Annotated in this window: 20 protein-coding genes; 14 read left to right on the top strand and 6 right to left on the bottom strand. The window is 65.3% G+C overall.

All coding sequences use genetic code 11. From position 1 onward, the window contains the following. The first annotated feature begins 87 nt into the window (after window positions 1–87). Window positions 88–426, top strand: a complete 339-nt coding sequence (locus ACW5W4_RS08875) for an antibiotic biosynthesis monooxygenase family protein (protein WP_456689133.1) — start codon at window positions 88–90, stop codon at window positions 424–426. 63 nt (window positions 427–489) lie between these two features. Here ACW5W4_RS08875 and pdxY read toward each other — a convergent pair whose 3' ends face one another. Beyond that, the gene (pdxY, locus tag ACW5W4_RS08880) at window positions 490–1353 is read right to left on the bottom strand and encodes a pyridoxal kinase PdxY (protein ID WP_456689134.1); all 864 of its coding nucleotides are present in this window, start codon (window positions 1351–1353) and stop codon (window positions 490–492) included. Between the two features lie 185 nt (window positions 1354–1538). Between pdxY and ACW5W4_RS08885 the strand changes: the two genes are divergently transcribed. The 3 genes from ACW5W4_RS08885 to ACW5W4_RS08895 all read left to right on the top strand — a co-directional run bounded on the left by ACW5W4_RS08885 (window position 1539) and on the right by ACW5W4_RS08895 (window position 3246). Further along, window positions 1539–1859 carry an HI1450 family dsDNA-mimic protein gene (locus tag ACW5W4_RS08885; RefSeq protein WP_456689135.1) on the top strand — a complete coding sequence of 107 codons (321 nt, stop codon included), beginning with the start codon at window positions 1539–1541 and terminating at the stop codon, window positions 1857–1859. 42 nt (window positions 1860–1901) lie between these two features. Beyond that, complete coding sequence (mtgA, locus tag ACW5W4_RS08890; RefSeq protein WP_427263361.1) at window positions 1902–2585, top strand: monofunctional biosynthetic peptidoglycan transglycosylase; 684 nt, start codon at window positions 1902–1904, stop codon at window positions 2583–2585. A 337-nt stretch (window positions 2586–2922) separates the two neighbouring features. Further along, window positions 2923–3246: an HI1450 family dsDNA-mimic protein gene (locus ACW5W4_RS08895; RefSeq protein WP_456689136.1), complete on the top strand. Its 324-nt coding sequence runs from the start codon at window positions 2923–2925 to the stop codon at window positions 3244–3246. A 100-nt stretch (window positions 3247–3346) separates the two neighbouring features. Here the strand turns inward: ACW5W4_RS08895 and ACW5W4_RS08900 are convergent, their stop codons facing one another. Beyond that, a complete protein-coding gene (locus ACW5W4_RS08900; protein ID WP_456689137.1) occupies window positions 3347–3754 on the bottom strand; it encodes a DUF1289 domain-containing protein in 408 nt (135 codons plus the stop codon). A 1-nt stretch (window position 3755) separates the two neighbouring features. Further along, window positions 3756–4634 carry a CvfB family protein gene (locus ACW5W4_RS08905; protein WP_456689138.1) on the bottom strand — a complete coding sequence of 293 codons (879 nt, stop codon included), beginning with the start codon at window positions 4632–4634 and terminating at the stop codon, window positions 3756–3758. A 319-nt stretch (window positions 4635–4953) separates the two neighbouring features. On the opposite strand from ACW5W4_RS08905, the gene ACW5W4_RS08910 reads away from it, so the two are divergent. The 4 genes from ACW5W4_RS08910 to ACW5W4_RS08925 all read left to right on the top strand — a co-directional run bounded on the left by ACW5W4_RS08910 (window position 4954) and on the right by ACW5W4_RS08925 (window position 7468). After that, window positions 4954–6171, top strand: coding sequence for a UPF0149 family protein (locus ACW5W4_RS08910; RefSeq protein ID WP_456689139.1), 1218 nt, complete (start codon window positions 4954–4956; stop codon window positions 6169–6171). A gap of 235 nt (window positions 6172–6406) precedes the next feature. Next, window positions 6407–6877, top strand: coding sequence for a MarR family winged helix-turn-helix transcriptional regulator (locus ACW5W4_RS08915; protein WP_041998563.1), 471 nt, complete (start codon window positions 6407–6409; stop codon window positions 6875–6877). Continuing rightward, window positions 6874–7062: a DUF4250 domain-containing protein gene (locus ACW5W4_RS08920; protein WP_456689140.1), complete on the top strand. Its 189-nt coding sequence runs from the start codon at window positions 6874–6876 to the stop codon at window positions 7060–7062. The genes ACW5W4_RS08915 and ACW5W4_RS08920 overlap by 4 nt, the downstream gene beginning before the upstream one ends. A 229-nt stretch (window positions 7063–7291) precedes the next feature. After that, a complete protein-coding gene (locus tag ACW5W4_RS08925) occupies window positions 7292–7468 on the top strand; it encodes a hypothetical protein (protein WP_084205461.1) in 177 nt (58 codons plus the stop codon). A gap of 99 nt (window positions 7469–7567) precedes the next feature. Here ACW5W4_RS08925 and ACW5W4_RS08930 read toward each other — a convergent pair whose 3' ends face one another. Beyond that, a complete protein-coding gene (locus ACW5W4_RS08930; RefSeq protein ID WP_456689141.1) occupies window positions 7568–8155 on the bottom strand; it encodes an FMN-dependent NADH-azoreductase in 588 nt (195 codons plus the stop codon). Window positions 8156–8381: 226 nt separating this feature from the next. Between ACW5W4_RS08930 and ACW5W4_RS08935 the strand changes: the two genes are divergently transcribed. The 4 genes from ACW5W4_RS08935 (at window position 8382) to ACW5W4_RS08950 (ending at window position 11754) form a co-directional block, all read left to right on the top strand. Next, window positions 8382–9272 carry a DMT family transporter gene (locus ACW5W4_RS08935; RefSeq protein WP_456689142.1) on the top strand — a complete coding sequence of 297 codons (891 nt, stop codon included), beginning with the start codon at window positions 8382–8384 and terminating at the stop codon, window positions 9270–9272. A 73-nt stretch (window positions 9273–9345) separates the two neighbouring features. Next, window positions 9346–10524, top strand: coding sequence for a formate-dependent phosphoribosylglycinamide formyltransferase (purT, locus tag ACW5W4_RS08940; RefSeq protein ID WP_456689143.1), 1179 nt, complete (start codon window positions 9346–9348; stop codon window positions 10522–10524). 128 nt (window positions 10525–10652) lie between these two features. After that, window positions 10653–11312 carry a hexitol phosphatase HxpB gene (gene hxpB, locus ACW5W4_RS08945; RefSeq protein ID WP_456689144.1) on the top strand — a complete coding sequence of 220 codons (660 nt, stop codon included), beginning with the start codon at window positions 10653–10655 and terminating at the stop codon, window positions 11310–11312. Between the two features lie 238 nt (window positions 11313–11550). Then, complete coding sequence (locus tag ACW5W4_RS08950) at window positions 11551–11754, top strand: CPXCG motif-containing cysteine-rich protein (RefSeq protein WP_041998580.1); 204 nt, start codon at window positions 11551–11553, stop codon at window positions 11752–11754. Between the two features lie 79 nt (window positions 11755–11833). Here ACW5W4_RS08950 and ACW5W4_RS08955 read toward each other — a convergent pair whose 3' ends face one another. Next, a complete protein-coding gene (locus ACW5W4_RS08955) occupies window positions 11834–12124 on the bottom strand; it encodes a YciI family protein (RefSeq protein WP_456689145.1) in 291 nt (96 codons plus the stop codon). A 100-nt stretch (window positions 12125–12224) separates the two neighbouring features. After that, entirely contained in the window at window positions 12225–12836 is a 612-nt protein-coding gene (gene ribE2, locus ACW5W4_RS08960; RefSeq protein ID WP_456689146.1) for a riboflavin synthase E2, read from the bottom strand. A 136-nt stretch (window positions 12837–12972) separates the two neighbouring features. On the opposite strand from ribE2, the gene ACW5W4_RS08965 reads away from it, so the two are divergent. Both ACW5W4_RS08965 and ACW5W4_RS08970 read left to right on the top strand, forming a co-directional pair. Further along, on the top strand, window positions 12973–13191 hold the full coding sequence (locus tag ACW5W4_RS08965) for a YaeP family protein (RefSeq protein ID WP_408795596.1): 219 nt from the start codon (window positions 12973–12975) through the stop codon (window positions 13189–13191). 153 nt (window positions 13192–13344) lie between these two features. Next, complete coding sequence (locus tag ACW5W4_RS08970) at window positions 13345–14694, top strand: MATE family efflux transporter (RefSeq protein WP_456689147.1); 1350 nt, start codon at window positions 13345–13347, stop codon at window positions 14692–14694. Window positions 14695–14740: the final 46 nt, after the last annotated feature.

The following is a 14740-nucleotide window of genomic DNA, read 5'->3' on the forward strand; positions in this document are numbered from 1 at the left end:
CACCAGGCCAGCCCAGCGGCTGGCCTGGTTTATTGACGCATGCACAGCTCAAATGATCCCAACCTCCCGAGAGGACAAGGAGCCATCATGATATTGGAAGTCGCCCCGCTCACCGTCATCCCGGGCCAGGAGGCCGAATTCGAGGCCGCCTTCGCCAAGGCCAGCGCCCTCATCGGCGCCATGCCGGGCTATCTGGGCCATCAATTGCAAGTTTGCATGGAGCAGGAGAACCAGTATCTGCTGCTGGTGCAGTGGCAGTGCCTGGAGGATCACACCCAGGGATTTCGCACCTCGCCCCAGTACCAGGAGTGGAAGGCGCTGCTCCATCACTTCTACCACCCCTTCCCCACCGTGCTGCATTATCGGGGGGTCATGGCCCAGGCACCGGGCCAGCCGCTGTGCCATCCGGGGGGCGCGCCTCGATAGTCGGGGCCACCGCCCCCAGCAAGAGGGCTCCCCATGGGGAGCCCTCTGCATCGATAGGCAGGCTCACCCCAGGCGCTCGGCCCGGTGGACTATCCGGGGATCGGTGAAGGCCTCCTGGGCCGCGACCAGCTGCAACTCGTAGGCATCCGTCTGCCAGGTGTGGCGCAGCACCGCATCCACCGCGGCATTGGTGCGCTCCAAAGCGGCCACCCCGTCAAACCCCGCCTGCAGGTTGGCCAGCATCAGGGCACTGATGAGATCCCCCACTCCCACCGGCTGGCGGGCAAACTCGTAGAGCGGCCGGGCGATGAGATAATCCCCCTCGGGGGTGGCCAGCAGCATCTCGAAGCGGCCTGGATCCCTGGCGGCGCGGCCTAGGTGCTTGACCAGCACCATCTTGACGCCGCGCTCCAGCAACTGATGGGCGGCGGCGCGGGTCTGGGCCAGGGTCGTCAGCTGGGCGCCGCACAGGGTCTCCAGCTCCAGCAGGTTGGGGGCCAGGATGTCGGCCACCGGCAGCGCCTGCTCGGTGAGGAAGCGGGTCACGCCGGGGGCAACGATGCACCCCTTCTCCGGGTGGCCCATGACGGGGTCGCAAAAATAGATGGCCGCCGGGTTGGCCGCCTTGACGGCCGCCACCACCGCCAGGATCTCGCTCCCCTGCTCGGCCGAGCCCAGGTAGCCGCTCAGCACCGCGTCGCAGCGCCCCAGCACCTCTATGTCCTGCAGCCCCTGGCAGAGGGCCTGGATATGGCCGGCGGGCATCGCCATCCCCTGCCACCCCGCCGCGTACTGGGTGTGGTTGGAGAACTGCACCGTGTTGACGGGCCACACCTCCATGCCGAGACGGCGCATGGGGAAGACGGCGGCGCTGTTGCCGGCGCAGCCAAATACCACGTGGGACTGGATAGAGAGAATTCGCTTCATGGCAAGACTCGAAGAGAGAGGAAGAGGGCGCAATATAACGGATGCAGGGTGCCTGCGGCCAGGGTCTGCGTGTCTGCGAGGCTGCCGCCCTTATCGCTGGCCGACTATTTATGAGGGCCCGACTCTGTGGTTTAATGTCGCCGCGCCCCCTGGGCGCCCCCTTACCGTCATCAATCGGAACGCTTATGTCCACACAGCAACACAGTGTTGAAACCCTGCTCAATACCGCCCTCGAACTCTTCATGGAGCTCGCCTCCGACAACCTGCCCGAGCACGAGATAGCCCTGTTCAATCAGGCGTTCAACGAGCGCGGCCTGCTGGCCGAGGCCGAGCCTGGCGACGACTGGGACGGGGATGTGGGCTTCGAGGTGACGGACGCCGACTACGCCGAGATCTGGGTGGGTCTGGAGGACAGCGAGCAGGAGGTCGAGCACCTGTTCGCCCGCATGCTGATCGCCCGCGCCGTGGACGAGAAGTTCTGCCACATCGAATGGCTGCCCGACTGAGCCTCGTATGAAACTCCCCCTGTCCCCTGACGCGAGCGTCCCATGCTGAGCTGGCTGTGGCGCATCCTGCTCGGCGCCCTGCTGCTGTCGGTGGCCCTGGTGGCCCTGCTGGGGTGGGTCAATCCCCCCACCTGGAGCTGGCGCATCCAGCGCGCCATCTCGCCACCGGCCCCCATCAAGCAGGTGGTGCACCAATGGGTCAGCCTGGACGCCATCTCCCCCCAGCTGCAGCTGGCGGTGGTGGCGGCCGAGGATCAGCACTTTCCCGATCACAACGGCTTCGACATGGCCGCCATCAGCGCGGCCTGGCAGCATAACGAGCAAGGGGGACGGGTGCGCGGCGCCAGCACCCTCAGCCAGCAGACCGCCAAGAACCTCTTCATGTGGGACGATCGCAGCTTCGTGCGCAAGGGGCTGGAGGCCTGGTTCACCCTGCTGATGGAGCTGGGCTGGGACAAGGCCCGTATCCTGGAGGTCTATCTCAACATCGTCGAGTTCGGCCCCGGCATCTATGGCGCCGAGGCCGCCGCCAGGCACTACTTCGGCAAGCCTGCCATACGCCTCACCCGCTATGAGGCCTCCCTGCTGGCGGCGGCGCTGCCCAACCCCTGGCGCTATCGGGTCTCGCCCCCCTCCCCCTATGTGGCCAAGCGGGCGGCCTGGATCCGTCGCCAGATGAGCCAGCTCGGTCAGATCACCCTGAACCGGGTTCAGGAGGCGAACTGACCGCCTGCGGGGTCGGCTGCGCCGGCCCCAGATGGCCACCCACCGTTTCGCGGTGCAGGGGCAGATAGTGCCACCACCAGGTCTCTCGCCGCCGTCGGACACGCAACCGCTGACTTCGTCTCTTCATCATGCCGCTCCCGAGGGACACACGCCCCGGCTATTACCATAGCGCCAGGGCGAAGTGGCAACCAGCGACCCGGTGGCATCCACCAGCTCGCCGCATCATCACGACGCCCCTGCCGATGTGGCGGTCCGCTCATCAGCACGGCCCCGGCGCACTCGCCGCCAGCGCCATTCCTTGTTACAGTAGCGGGTCTCAAGCATCTGGAGTGATCTCATGGAACAACGTACCCCGGATCAGCTGGTCGAATGGGCCTATGATCAGTTTCTCGAACAGGCGGCCGACATGCTGGCCCCCGAACAGATCGTCGACATTACCCTGGAGTTCGAAAAGCGCGGCGCCGTCGAGGCCACACTGCCCAATGCCGACTGGTCCCGCGAGCTGGGGGTGCCGGTGGATCTGGAGCGCTGGGCCGAGGTGTGGATAGGCCTGCTCGATCACCAGGAGGAGTTCGAGGTGATCTACGCCAGCTATCTGCTGCCCCGCCAGCAGGGCGAGCATGAGGTGCATGTGCGCTGGTTTCGCCACGAGCAGGCCTGATCTCCTCCCGGGTTGACGAAGCGGCCCGGGAGCAAAAAAAAGGGCGCCGAAAGGAGCCCTTTTTGAGTTCTTGGGGCGTCACCCGCCCCTGTTGCCAGGCTCAGCCGGCGTCCCTGGCCTCGATGGCCCGGATCAGGCAGGCCCGGCACCAGCAGGCCGGGGCGTCGCTCATGGCCAGTGCGGGCAACTGGCTGCACCAGCAGTCGCCTATCCCCTGGCCCGCCGACAGGGCGCAATAGGCGGCCTCCCCGCACCCCGGGCACAGGTGGGTGCTCGCGGGCAGGTCCGCCTCCCAGGATGCCGCTTGCGCGCCTGTTCCCTGCGCCTCTGGCACCACCCTCACCACCCCCAGGGTCTGGCCTGTCGACCGGGTCGCCAGGGTGGCCATGATGGCCAGTTGCTGCGCCTGGGTCAGGCTGGACCAGCTCGCTATCTCAGCGAGGGTGCGGCCACAGCCGAGGCAGCTGTCCCCCTCCAGCTTGCAGCGTCCCACACAGGGGCTGGCCATCTCAGTCCTGCTCGCCTCGGGGAGCGGACTCCCCGCTCTGGGCCCCGCCGACCAACCGGATGCAGTTGGGTTCTATCTCGATCAGCCCCTGCTTGTAGAGGCCGCCGATCGCCTTCTTGAAGGTGCCCTTGCTCATGGCCAGCAGCTTGTAGATGAGCTCGGGTTCGCTCTTGTCCCCCAGGGCCAGTTCGCCGCCCTGCTTGCGCAGTCGCGCCAGTATGGTGGTGCCGGCGTCGTCCATCCGCTCGGTGATCCCCGGCTTTTGCAGGGTCAGATCCAGCTTGCCGTCGTCGCGCACCTGCTTGACCCAGGCGGTCTGGGGCCGGCCCGTCATCACCCGGCCGAATACCTCGTTCTTGAACAGCATGCCGGGGTAGCGATCGTTGACCACCACCTTGATGCCAAGGGGGGTGTGTTCGCCGGGCAGGGCCGTCACCTGATCACCGACCTGGAAGGGGGGCCGCTCCTGAGAGAGGAAGCGTTCGATGCGGCTGGTACCCACCATGCGCCCCTCGTTGTCGAGCATCAGGTAGACCAGGTAGACATGACCCACCTGCATCGGCTTGTTCTGCTCCTGGGTCGGCACGAACAGGTCTTTCTTCATGCCCCAGTCGAGGAAGGCACCGATCCTGTTGGCATTGACCACCTTGAGACCGGCCAGCTGGCCCACCATGGCAAACGGCTTGTCGGTGGTGATCACCGGCTCGCAGTCGGCATCCAGATAGAGGAAGACGGCCACCTCATCCCCCTCGGCCACCCCTTCCGGCAGTTGGCGCTTGGGCAGCAGCAACTCGCCATACTCGTCCCCGGCGGCGAGCCAGGCGCCCCTCTCTTCGAGTTCGATCACGGTGAGGGTGTTCATCTTGCCAATCTGTATCATGGTGCTCTCTTGTCTCTCGTGTTCACGGACAGTCTGTCCCCGGACCGCGTCCGGCTGGGGGCGCATCTTACCGCAAAGGGCCCCCCCCGGCCTAGTCTCTTGCGGCGCCAGGGCGCCTTTCTTGCCTCGCCGGCGACACCCTCCAGGTTCCCGGGGTCGTCATGAGTATCGCCGCCAGATTGCCGAACATGGCGACCGTTAGCCTGGCACTTGCTGCATTTCCCCCTCTTTTTGGTTAGACTGCGCCGCTATTTTCACTCGCAACCGGCCCCAGGCGCGCAGCCCAGCGGGCCCTTTCGCCATCGTCAGAGGAGCCGTGATGAACCCAGCCAACCGCACCCGCCAACTCAATCTCTGGTTGCAGCAACACAGTGGCGAGGCGCTCAGCTACCCGGCCCTGCACGGCTTCCTCTGCGCCAGGCTGGTGGGGCCGGATGACCCCGACTGGCGGCAGGCTCCCCTGGCCGGCCTGCTGTCCCGGGATCCCGCGCTTGACGAGCGCAGCGCACAGGCGCTGCACCACCTGATCGCCGAACTGGAAGCCCAGGCCGACGAGGCCCGGCTGGCCCTGCCGAGCCAGTGCCGTCTCCCGAACGAGCAACCCGAGCAGGTGTTCGACATTCACCACCCCCTGGGCCAGTGGAGCCACGGTTTCAGCCTGGGACTGGCCTGCTGGCCCAAGCCGAAGGATTTGAACGATCCCCTTACCCAGCGCCGCCTGCGCCTGGCCGCCGAGCTCTGCCTGTTTCGGGACTTGCCCCTGGCGCGCATACTGCATCAGGCGTCGGCGAGCGAGCTGCCCTTCTTCGATTTTTGCAAGCGCCAGCGCCAGCAGATGAAGGGGGCGCTCAATGACCTGCTGCGGATCGAGGGCTGGACGCCGCCCGGGGAGGCGCCCCAAGAGCAGGAGAGCGAGCAGGCCGCCCGCTGGCGGGGCTGGTTCGAGCAGGCCAACGCCAGTCGCAGCCCGGGGGAGCGGCTGGTCTGGTTCGAGCGCATCATCCAGGATGCCGAGCCGCTGTTCGATGCCCCCTTCTGGCAAGGGCTGGATGGCCATGGCTGGAGCGCCGGCGAGGCCCGTCCCCTGCTCGCGGCCAGGGCGGGGCGCGCCGATGCCCTGTTCGAGCTGGGACAACTGCCCCAGGCCCGCCGCGAGTACGAGGCGCTGCTCACCCTGTGCCGCCAGGATGAGCCGGGTTGCCGCTATCCCCTGGCCAGCCTCTACGCCATCTGCCGGGAGTGGGATGCCCTCGAGGCGCTCCTCGCCCGCTTCGACGAAGCCTCCTGCGCCCTGCTCTACAGCCGCGCCCTGCTGCAATTTGTCCGCCAGGGGGCTGAAGAGGCCGGGCCGGCCCTCGCGGCGGCCCTGGCCTGCAATGCCCATGTCCCGGCCTACCTGCTCGGCCAGCGCAAGCTGCCAAGGCAGGCCCCCGACTACTGGCAGAGCGGCAGCCGGGGCGAGGCCGCCAGCTATGCCCTGCAGGGGCGCGCCGCCTGGCTCGCCGAGGGGGCCCTGCTCTGGCTGCGCAAGCGCTGACGAGCCTGGTGGCGCAAGGGATGAATGGCGATACCCGCCATGGTCGGGAGAGGGAGCTAACCTGACAGAGGAAGATCCCCGTTTGAGACGCTCACTCGGGAGGCGGGCCTGCGCAGTCGTGCGCCAGTGCACATTTTTCGGGCCCTTGTTCAGACAAAGCGTCTTGAGTTACGTATCATCAGAGCAAAGTATCAAGAGAAACTGCATCCGATGCAGGACAACAGCAGGAGTTCATATGCAAAAACTCATCGGTCTGCTTGCGCACTACCCCCCCTATCAGCTGGTGCACGCCGCCGAGATGGTGCGGGAGACCTTCGAGCAGTTCTATCAGGCCCGCTATCAGCTGACCGTGCCCCAATGGCGCCTGATGATGGTGCTGGGGCCCAACTACCCCATCAGCCAGAAGGAGCTGGTGGAGGCGAGCGGCATGGACAAGGTGCGCATCTCCCGGGAGATCCATCGTCTCAGCGAGAAAGGCATACTCCAGGCCCAGAGCAGTGAGCAGGACAAGCGGGTCAGCCTGGTCTCCCTCACCGAGCAGGGCGAGGCCCTGTTCGCCCAGCTCAAGAGCGAGGCGAGCAGCTGGCAGCATACCCTGACCGACTATCTGCCAAGCGAGGCGCGCCAAAGCATACGCCAGCATCTGCAGAGCGTGAGCGAAGCCATGGAGCAGCTGCACAAACTCGACCAGGAGCAACAACCATGAATCTGCAACGCTTCGACACCATGGATGTCAACATGCTGCTGAGCCTGGTCAACATGCAGCTGCGGGATCACTACCATGATCTGGACGATCTCTGCCGGGCCCAAGAGATCGACAGGGGCGCCCTCGAGGCCCGCCTGGCCAGCGGCGATTTTCACTATCAGCCCCAGCAGAGGCAGTTCCGCTGACAACGCCCCTTGCTCGCGCGCGCGCGCCAGCCCGCCCCGAAGGGCGATCGGGATCACAGCCCTGAACAGGCGCGGATCCTGGCGCGAAAAAACTGCTAGGATGAAGCGTCTCGTGGGCAGGCCTATTGGAGGCCATGCCCGACCCGGCGCCATGCGGCTCGATGCACGGAAGCATCAAACTGTCATCTGCGGCGATTAACCTCACCCCTGTCCCACAAGGAGGTACCCCATGATCCCGACCCGACAGGCCAGCCTGATCACCCTTTGCGCCCTGCTGATGATCAGCCTGTTTACCCCCATACTCCCCGACAGCACGGAGCAGTGGCTCAGCCTGCTGCTCATCGGCTCCCTGGCCGTGGTGCTCCTGCTGGTGGTGGGAGGCTGCCGCCGCTTCATCCTGGAGTAGCCCGCGGCCAGCCCGCCCCGTTCAGACGTCCACACCATGCAGACAAAAAAACGCAGCCAGAAGGCTGCGTTTTCGTCATGGGAGCGGTGCGCTGGCGGCTCAGTAAGCCAGGGCCTCGAGCTGGGATTTGGCCGCTTCGATCCCCTTGGCCTGGGCATCCGGACCCATGCCCATCCCCTCGGCGTAGATGAAGTCCACCTCCTTGATGCCGATGAAGCCGAGCACGGTGCGCATGTAGGGGGTCACCAGATCGGTGGGGTTGCCCAGATGCAGGCCGCCACGGGGGCTGACCACCAGGGCGCGGGTGCTGTCCACCAGACCGACCGGGCCGGTCTCGGTGTAGCGGAAGGTGACGCCGGCGCGGGCAATCAGGTCGATCCAGTTCTTCAGCTGGGTCGGGATGTTGAAGTTGTACATGGGGGCCGCGATGATCACCAGATCGCTCCCCTTGAGCTCGGCGATCAGTTCGTCGGACTGGGCCAGCACAGCCAGCTGACGCTCATTGAGGTTCTCGCCGCCGCGCAGGCCCATGGCCAGCTCGCCGTCCAGCACCGGCAGGTTCAGGGTCGCCAGGTCACGTACCGTGACGCTGTCCCCCTGACGCTCGGCCAGGTAGCCGTCGATCAGGGCGTTGGATTGGGAATATTGACCCAGGATGCTGGACTTCAGAACGAGGATATTGGCCATGGTACACTCCATTTGCTTGTTAGTTGAACAGCTGGGCTGTCGATGGAGGTCACTATAAACACTGCGTTTGAGGCCTGATAGCGAAAATAGATGCTCAAGTTGTTCAAATATTTTGATGTTTGGCTCTCTGCTCGCCAACCAAGGGAGTCATCAAAGACCTGATCCTTGGCAGAACAAACGATTGCCGTTATGATCCGCCGCACTTTTTGTTCGTGATCCGGATCCCATGACCTCCTCCCGCAGGCACTCCCCCTTTGCCGGCGCCGTCTGGATGATGGTGGCAGGCCTCTGCTTCGCCGCCGTCAACAGCCTGAGCCAGTATGTCAGCTTCAAGCTCGGCCTCCCCTCGACCCAGGTCGCCTTTCACCAATATCTGATCGCCCTGGTCTGCCTGCTGCCCTGGCTCCTTCGCCACGGCCTGCGCCAGTCACTGATGACGAACCAGCTGCGGCTGCACCTGCTGCGGGTCGCCCTGGCGGTGGTCGGCATCCAGTTCTGGCTCTGGGCCCTGGCGGTGCCCGTCCCCATCTGGCAGGGGATAGCGCTCTTGATGACCTCCCCCCTGTTTGCCACCCTGGGGTCGGCCCTGCTGCTCAAGGAGCAGGTGAGCCGGGCGCGCATCCTGGCCACCCTGACGGGGTTTGTCGGCGCCATGCTGATCCTGGCCCCCTGGACCGATGATTTCAGCTGGGCCTCCCTGCTGCCAGTGGCGGCCGCCCTGTTCTGGGCAGGCTACTCCCTGCTGGTGCGCTATCAGGCGGCGAGCGAGTCGTCCCACACCATAGTGGTCTACCTGCTCATCTTCAGCACCCCCTTCAACGCCATGCTGGCCCTGCCCGAATGGCAGTGGCCAAGCGAAACCCAGTGGCTGCTGGTGGCCGCCTCCGGCGTGCTGTCGGCCCTGGCCCAGATGTCCATCGCCCGCGCCTACAGCGTGGCGGAGGCCTCCTTCGTGCAACCTTTCGATTTTGCCAAGCTGCCCATGAACGTGCTGGCCGGCTGGCTGGTATTTGGCTGGGCGCCTCCCGGCCGATTGTGGCTGGGAGCCGCCATCATCATCGGCGCCATCACCCTGCTCACTCATCTTGAGCAGCGCGCCCACCAACCCGCTTCCTGAGGTACGCCATGCGTGCCTCTTTTTTTGCTCACCCGGATCAGCCCTGCTGACCACCGACCTCAGGAGAGATCAGATGTTTGGAACCGCCACCCGCCCCGCTGCCACCCGTGCCCTGCTGCTGGGCTCAGGCGAACTCGGCAAGGAAGTCGCCATCGAGCTGCAGCGGCTCGGTATCGAGGTGATCGCCGCCGACCGCTACCCCCATGCCCCCGCCATGCAGGTGGCCCACCAGGCCCGCGTGCTGGACATGCTCGATGGCGCCGCCCTGCGCGCCCTGGTGGCCGAGGTCAAACCCGACCTCATCATCCCCGAGATTGAGGCCATCGCCACCGACACCCTGGCAGAGCTTGAGCAGGAAGGGGTCAGGGTGGTGCCCAATGCCCGCGCCACCCAGCTCACCATGAACCGCGAAGGGATCCGTCGCCTCGCCGCCGAAACCCTGGGGCTGCCCACCTCTACCTACCGCTTCGCCCAGAGCAAGGAGGAGTTTGTCGCCGCCGTCGAGGCCATCGGCCTGCCCTGCGTGGTCAAACCCGTGATGAGCTCGTCGGGCAAGGGGCAGAGCCTGCTGCGCGACCTCGCCAAACTGGATGAGAGCTGGACCTATGCCCAGGAGGGGGGCCGCGCCGGTCGTGGCAAGGTGATCGTCGAAGGCTTCGTCCCCTTCGAGTACGAGATCACCCTGCTCACGGTGCGCGCCGTGGACGGCATCCACTTCTGCCAGCCTATCGGCCATCGCCAGGAGGATGGCGACTACCGCGAATCCTGGCAGCCCCAGGCCATGAGCGAGCTGGCCCTGGCCCGCGCCAAGGAGGTGGCGGCCAAGGTGGTCGAGGCCCTCGGTGGCCATGGCCTGTTCGGTGTGGAGCTCTTCATCCGGGGCGACGAGGTGTGGTTCAGCGAAGTCTCCCCCCGCCCCCACGACACCGGCATGGTGACCCTGATCTCCCAGGATCTCTCCGAGTTCGCCCTGCACGTGCGCGCCATCCTGGGTCTGCCGGTCGGCACCATCACCCAGTACGGCCCGAGCGCCTCTGCCGTGGTGCTGCGCGATGGCCACAGCCAGGATATCCGCTATCAGGGGATTGGCGAGGCGCTGGCCCTGGTGCCGGGTGCCCAGTTGCGCCTCTTTGGCAAGCCCGAGATCGCCGGTCGCCGTCGCCTCGGGGTCGCCCTGGCCCGCGGGCAGGATTGCCAGGAAGCCGTGGAGCAGGCCAAGACGGTCGCCGCCCGGGTCGAGGTACTCTTCTAGGCAATCCGCTTTAGCACGCGAAAACAAACGTTTATCCGCGTGATCCGGCGCAAGGGGCAGGTGACTGCCCCTTTTACATTGAGGCGCCGGCCTTATAATCCCCCCTTCACCTATGTCAGGAGTACAAGATGTTAACTGCCGTGATCTTCGATATGGATGGTGTTCTGATCGACTCGGAACCCTTCTGGCAACGGGCCCAGATGGCCGTCTTCGCAGAGCTGGGCCACTTCCACACTGAGGAAGATTGCAACTCCACCATAGGGGTGCGCATCGATCAGCTGGTGGCACACTGGTATCGCCTGCGTCCCTGGAGCGGTCCCAGCCAGCAAGAGGTGGTACAGCGCATCCTGGATCAGGTGATAGCCCTCATCCTGCAAGAGGGTCAGGCCAAGGCCGGGGTGCTGGAGGCCCTCGACCTCATCGAGGCCCGTGGCCTCAAGATTGGCCTGGCCACCTCCTCCCCCTTCACCATGGTCGAAGCGGTGCTCGGCAAGCTCGGCATCCAGGATCGCTTCATGGCGGTCCACTCCGCCGAGGTGGAGCGCTTTGGCAAGCCCCACCCGGATGTCTATATCCACGCCGCCGAGAAGCTGGGGGTCGAGCCTGTGCACTGTCTCGCCATCGAGGACAGCTTCACCGGCCTGCTGGCGGCCAAGGCGGCCTCCATGCAGGCGCTGATCGTGCCGGATCCGGCCCTGGTCGGCGATCCCCGTCTCGCCATCGCCGATCACCAGCTGCGTTCGCTCGCCAACCTGGATGCGGACATGCTGGCCGGCTGGGTCAAATAACAAGCAGGCGCGGATCCTTCCCATGCGCCCGGCCCTGGTGGGCGTTGCGCACCTCGCCATCGCCGACCATAGGTGCGCTCGCCGAAAGAGCCTGCCCACAGGTCACGCCCTGATGCGAGTCCCGACCCCCTTGTCTGCCCATACTCTGCGCAAAGGTGCGCTGGCTCCCGGTATGGTGACGCCACACTGGCTAGACTCTGGGATATGGCCATGCACCCTTGGCCTTCGGGAGGTCACCATGATCGACTACATCAGCAAGCGAATCGTCTGCCCCCACTGCGGCCACCACACCCGGGTCGAGCTGGATGCCAGCCAGGGGGATCAGGAGTTTTACGAGGACTGCATGGCCTGTTGCAACCCCATCCACCTGCGCCTGCACCGGGACGAGGTGCGCGACTGCCTGCAACTCTTCGTGGATGCCGACGACGAGCAGATGTTCTGAATCGCCCTGTCCAGACACAGAGCAAAAACAAGCGGGACCCAGTGGGTCCCGCTTGTTTTGGTGCCATCGTCAGCTTGGGTCAGCCCTCCCTCAAGCAGGCCCCATCCGCCGACGTCATGGTCGGAACAAACTCCACCACCTGATAATCGGCCGCCCCTGCCTGCTGGAAGGGATCCTCTGCCAGCACCGCCTCCAGGGCGTCACGGCTCACGCCCTGCGCCAGTATGACGCCCCCGACCCGGGGTACCCGACGCCCGGACGCCAGAAAATGGCCTGCGGCATACTGCCGCTCCAGCCACGCGATGTGGGCAGGGATCAGGGCGTCAATCTCCGCCAGCGGTTTCACATAGGTCAATGTCACGACAAACATGGGCAAGTCTCCAAGGCTCAAAGGCGGTGTCTCTTCCACAAGAGGGCGCTTCTCCTTGATGCCGCCCTCCTCTTCGTACCGGGGGGCGGCGCTCAGGTGGTTACTGGCGCGCCGCCAGCACCCGCTCCACGGTGTCGACGATGGCCTGGGTCTGGGGATCGATCTCGATGTTGGTCTGCCAGCCCGCCTTGACCCAGCCCAGGTTGGTGCGGGCCAGGGTCTCGGGGATCAGGTTGACGCAAAACTCGTTGCCACGCACCTCGCCCACGGTGAGGCTGATGCCGTCGATGCCGATGTAGCCCTTGGTCAGCACGTATTTCATGAGCTCAGGAGCGAGGCGATACCACACCTGGCGGTTGTTGGGGGTGTCGATGACCGAGATGACCTCGGCCGTGCCCATGATGTGGCCGGACATGGCGTGACCGCCAATCTCGTCGCCAAAGCGGGCGGCCCGCTCCACGTTGACCTTGTCCCCGACCGCAAGCGCGCCGAGGTTGGTCAGGCGCAGGGTCTCCTGCATCAGATCGAAGCTGACCAGATCCCCCTCCACCCGGGTGACGGTGAGGCAGCAGCCGTTGTGGGCCACGGAGGCGCCAAGCGCCAGCCCCTCGCCCCAGGCCGGGCTCGGCATGCGGATCACATGGGTGCGAAAGTTGGGCAGATCTTCGATGGCCACCAGTTCGGCGGTCCCCTGTACTATGCCGGTGAACATGTCTCGTCTCCACGCTGTTACAAAATTGTCGGCAGGTTAACCCCCACCATCGACCAAGACAAGCATGCTGGCTGACAAGGGGGGCCCCGATCGTTATAGTGACCCCATTCCATCCTGGCTTAACGAGGAAACAAAAATGCAGGTATATCAATGCTGTGAAGCCATTCGCATCGCCTACAACCAGATTGGCTCCGGGGAGCAGGGCTATGTGCCCCAGGCCATCGCCGCCAGCATAAGGGCCCTCGATGCGGTGGCCCGGGACGAGCGGGTACCCAGCGAGCTGCGCGAGCAGGCCGCCTACGCCGCCGCCAATCTCTTGATCAGCGACCACGAGGACAGCGAGATCAGGGGATAAGCAACCCCATTGGGGGGCAAGTCGCACGCTATCATTTCGTTTGTCTGGCCATTGCGGCTAGAATGACTCCCTCGGTGCCCCGTTCTGGTGCACCGATCTTCTCTATTATCCATGTCATCATGCCAACCCTGGCTGTTCCCACCGGAGGTGTCAGTGCAACGTTATTGGACCGAGGCGAGGCAACTCATTCGTCTTGCCAGCCCTATCCTGGTGGCGCAAGTCGCACAGATCGCGATGAACTTCGTCGATACCGTGATGGCCGGTCAGGTCAGCGCGGTCGATCTCGCCGCCGTGTCGGTCGCTTCCAGCTTCTGGCTGCCGGTGATCCTGCTGGTACAGGGGATCATCATGGCGCTCACCCCCATCGTCTCCCAGCTCAACGGGGCCCGCAAACGGGACCAGGTGCGCCCGGCGGTGCACCAGGGCTTCTGGCTGGCGCTGATGGTGACCCCCATCGCCATGGGAGCCCTCTATGTCAGCCCGCTGGCGCTGCAGTTCATGGACGTGGATCCGGTGATGGCGGACAAGACCGCCGGCTACCTGCATGCCATCCTGTGGGGCCTGCCCGCCTTCGTGCTGTTCCAGGTGCTGCGCAACTTCAGCGAGGGGCTCTCCCACACCATGCCCACCATGGTGATTGGCTTCGTGGGGCTGGCGGTCAATATCCCGGCGAACTACATCTTCATCCATGGCCACTTCGGCATGCCCAAGCTCGGTGGCGTCGGCTGCGGCGTGGCCACCGCCATCGTGCTCTGGGCCATGCTGCTGGCGATGATCCTCTATGTGAAGGTCTCCACCCACTTCAAGGAGATCAGGCTGTTCAGCCAGCTTGCCCGCCCCAACGGCAGCCGGATCTGGCGCCTGTTTCGCCTGGGGTTTCCCATCGCCATGGCCATCTTCTGCGAGGTGACCCTGTTTACCGTGGTGGCCCTGATGCTGGCGCCGTTTGGGGCAGAAACGGTGGCGAGCCACCAGATAGCCCTGAACTTCTCCAGCCTGGTATTCATGCTGCCGCTGTCCATTGGTGTCGGCGTGACCATACGTGTCGGCCACAGCATTGGGGAAGGCTTGCCTGATCACGCCAGGGTCGCGGCCCGCACCGGCCTGATGCTGGGCATCGCGGTCGCCGCGGGCACCGCCGCCCTGACCGTGCTGCTGCGCGAGCAGATCGCCGCCATCTACACCGATGATCTCCAGGTGATCACCCTCGCGGCCATCTTGCTGTTCTTTGCCGCCATCTACCAGATCTCCGATTCGGTGCAGGTGGTGGCCGCCGCCGCCCTGCGCGGCTACAAGGACACCCAGGCCATCTTCTACATCACCATCGTCGCCTACTGGGGGCTGGGGCTGCCAAGCGGCATGATCCTGGGATTGACCGACTGGATTGTGCCCCGCATGGGGCCCCAGGGCTTCTGGATCGGCTTCATCGTCGGCCTGACCGGCGCCGCCCTGATGCTGGGTGCCAGACTCAGGGTGATCTACGGCCGCTTCGCCACCCGCTGAGGGGGCGGGCGATCCATTGACCCGGGCGCAGGCAGCGCCAGCAAGG

This window comes from Aeromonas crassostreae, assembly GCF_054052445.1.

Bases quoted from the DNA above. Each gene is read 5' to 3' on its own strand.
- ACW5W4_RS08895 (WP_456689136.1), top strand. From the start codon at position 2,923: ATGGAACAACGTACCCCGGATCAGCTGGTCGAATGGGCCTATGATCAG.
- ACW5W4_RS08900 (WP_456689137.1), bottom strand. From the start codon at position 3,754: ATGGCCAGCCCCTGTGTGGGACGCTGCAAGCTGGAGGGGGACAGCTGC.
- hxpB (WP_456689144.1), top strand. From the start codon at position 10,653: ATGTTAACTGCCGTGATCTTCGATATGGATGGTGTTCTGATCGACTCG.
- ACW5W4_RS08915 (WP_041998563.1), top strand. From the start codon at position 6,407: ATGCAAAAACTCATCGGTCTGCTTGCGCACTACCCCCCCTATCAGCTG.
- ACW5W4_RS08965 (WP_408795596.1), top strand. From the start codon at position 12,973: ATGCAGGTATATCAATGCTGTGAAGCCATTCGCATCGCCTACAACCAG.
- mtgA (WP_427263361.1), top strand. From the start codon at position 1,902: ATGCTGAGCTGGCTGTGGCGCATCCTGCTCGGCGCCCTGCTGCTGTCG.
- ACW5W4_RS08905 (WP_456689138.1), bottom strand. From the start codon at position 4,634: ATGATACAGATTGGCAAGATGAACACCCTCACCGTGATCGAACTCGAA.
- ACW5W4_RS08910 (WP_456689139.1), top strand. From the start codon at position 4,954: ATGAACCCAGCCAACCGCACCCGCCAACTCAATCTCTGGTTGCAGCAA.
- pdxY (WP_456689134.1), bottom strand. From the start codon at position 1,353: ATGAAGCGAATTCTCTCTATCCAGTCCCACGTGGTATTTGGCTGCGCC.
- ACW5W4_RS08930 (WP_456689141.1), bottom strand. From the start codon at position 8,155: ATGGCCAATATCCTCGTTCTGAAGTCCAGCATCCTGGGTCAATATTCC.
- ACW5W4_RS08925 (WP_084205461.1), top strand. From the start codon at position 7,292: ATGATCCCGACCCGACAGGCCAGCCTGATCACCCTTTGCGCCCTGCTG.
- ACW5W4_RS08955 (WP_456689145.1), bottom strand. From the start codon at position 12,124: ATGTTTGTCGTGACATTGACCTATGTGAAACCGCTGGCGGAGATTGAC.
- ACW5W4_RS08935 (WP_456689142.1), top strand. From the start codon at position 8,382: ATGACCTCCTCCCGCAGGCACTCCCCCTTTGCCGGCGCCGTCTGGATG.
- ACW5W4_RS08875 (WP_456689133.1), top strand. From the start codon at position 88: ATGATATTGGAAGTCGCCCCGCTCACCGTCATCCCGGGCCAGGAGGCC.
- ACW5W4_RS08950 (WP_041998580.1), top strand. From the start codon at position 11,551: ATGATCGACTACATCAGCAAGCGAATCGTCTGCCCCCACTGCGGCCAC.
- ribE2 (WP_456689146.1), bottom strand. From the start codon at position 12,836: ATGTTCACCGGCATAGTACAGGGGACCGCCGAACTGGTGGCCATCGAA.
- ACW5W4_RS08920 (WP_456689140.1), top strand. From the start codon at position 6,874: ATGAATCTGCAACGCTTCGACACCATGGATGTCAACATGCTGCTGAGC.
- purT (WP_456689143.1), top strand. From the start codon at position 9,346: ATGTTTGGAACCGCCACCCGCCCCGCTGCCACCCGTGCCCTGCTGCTG.
- ACW5W4_RS08885 (WP_456689135.1), top strand. From the start codon at position 1,539: ATGTCCACACAGCAACACAGTGTTGAAACCCTGCTCAATACCGCCCTC.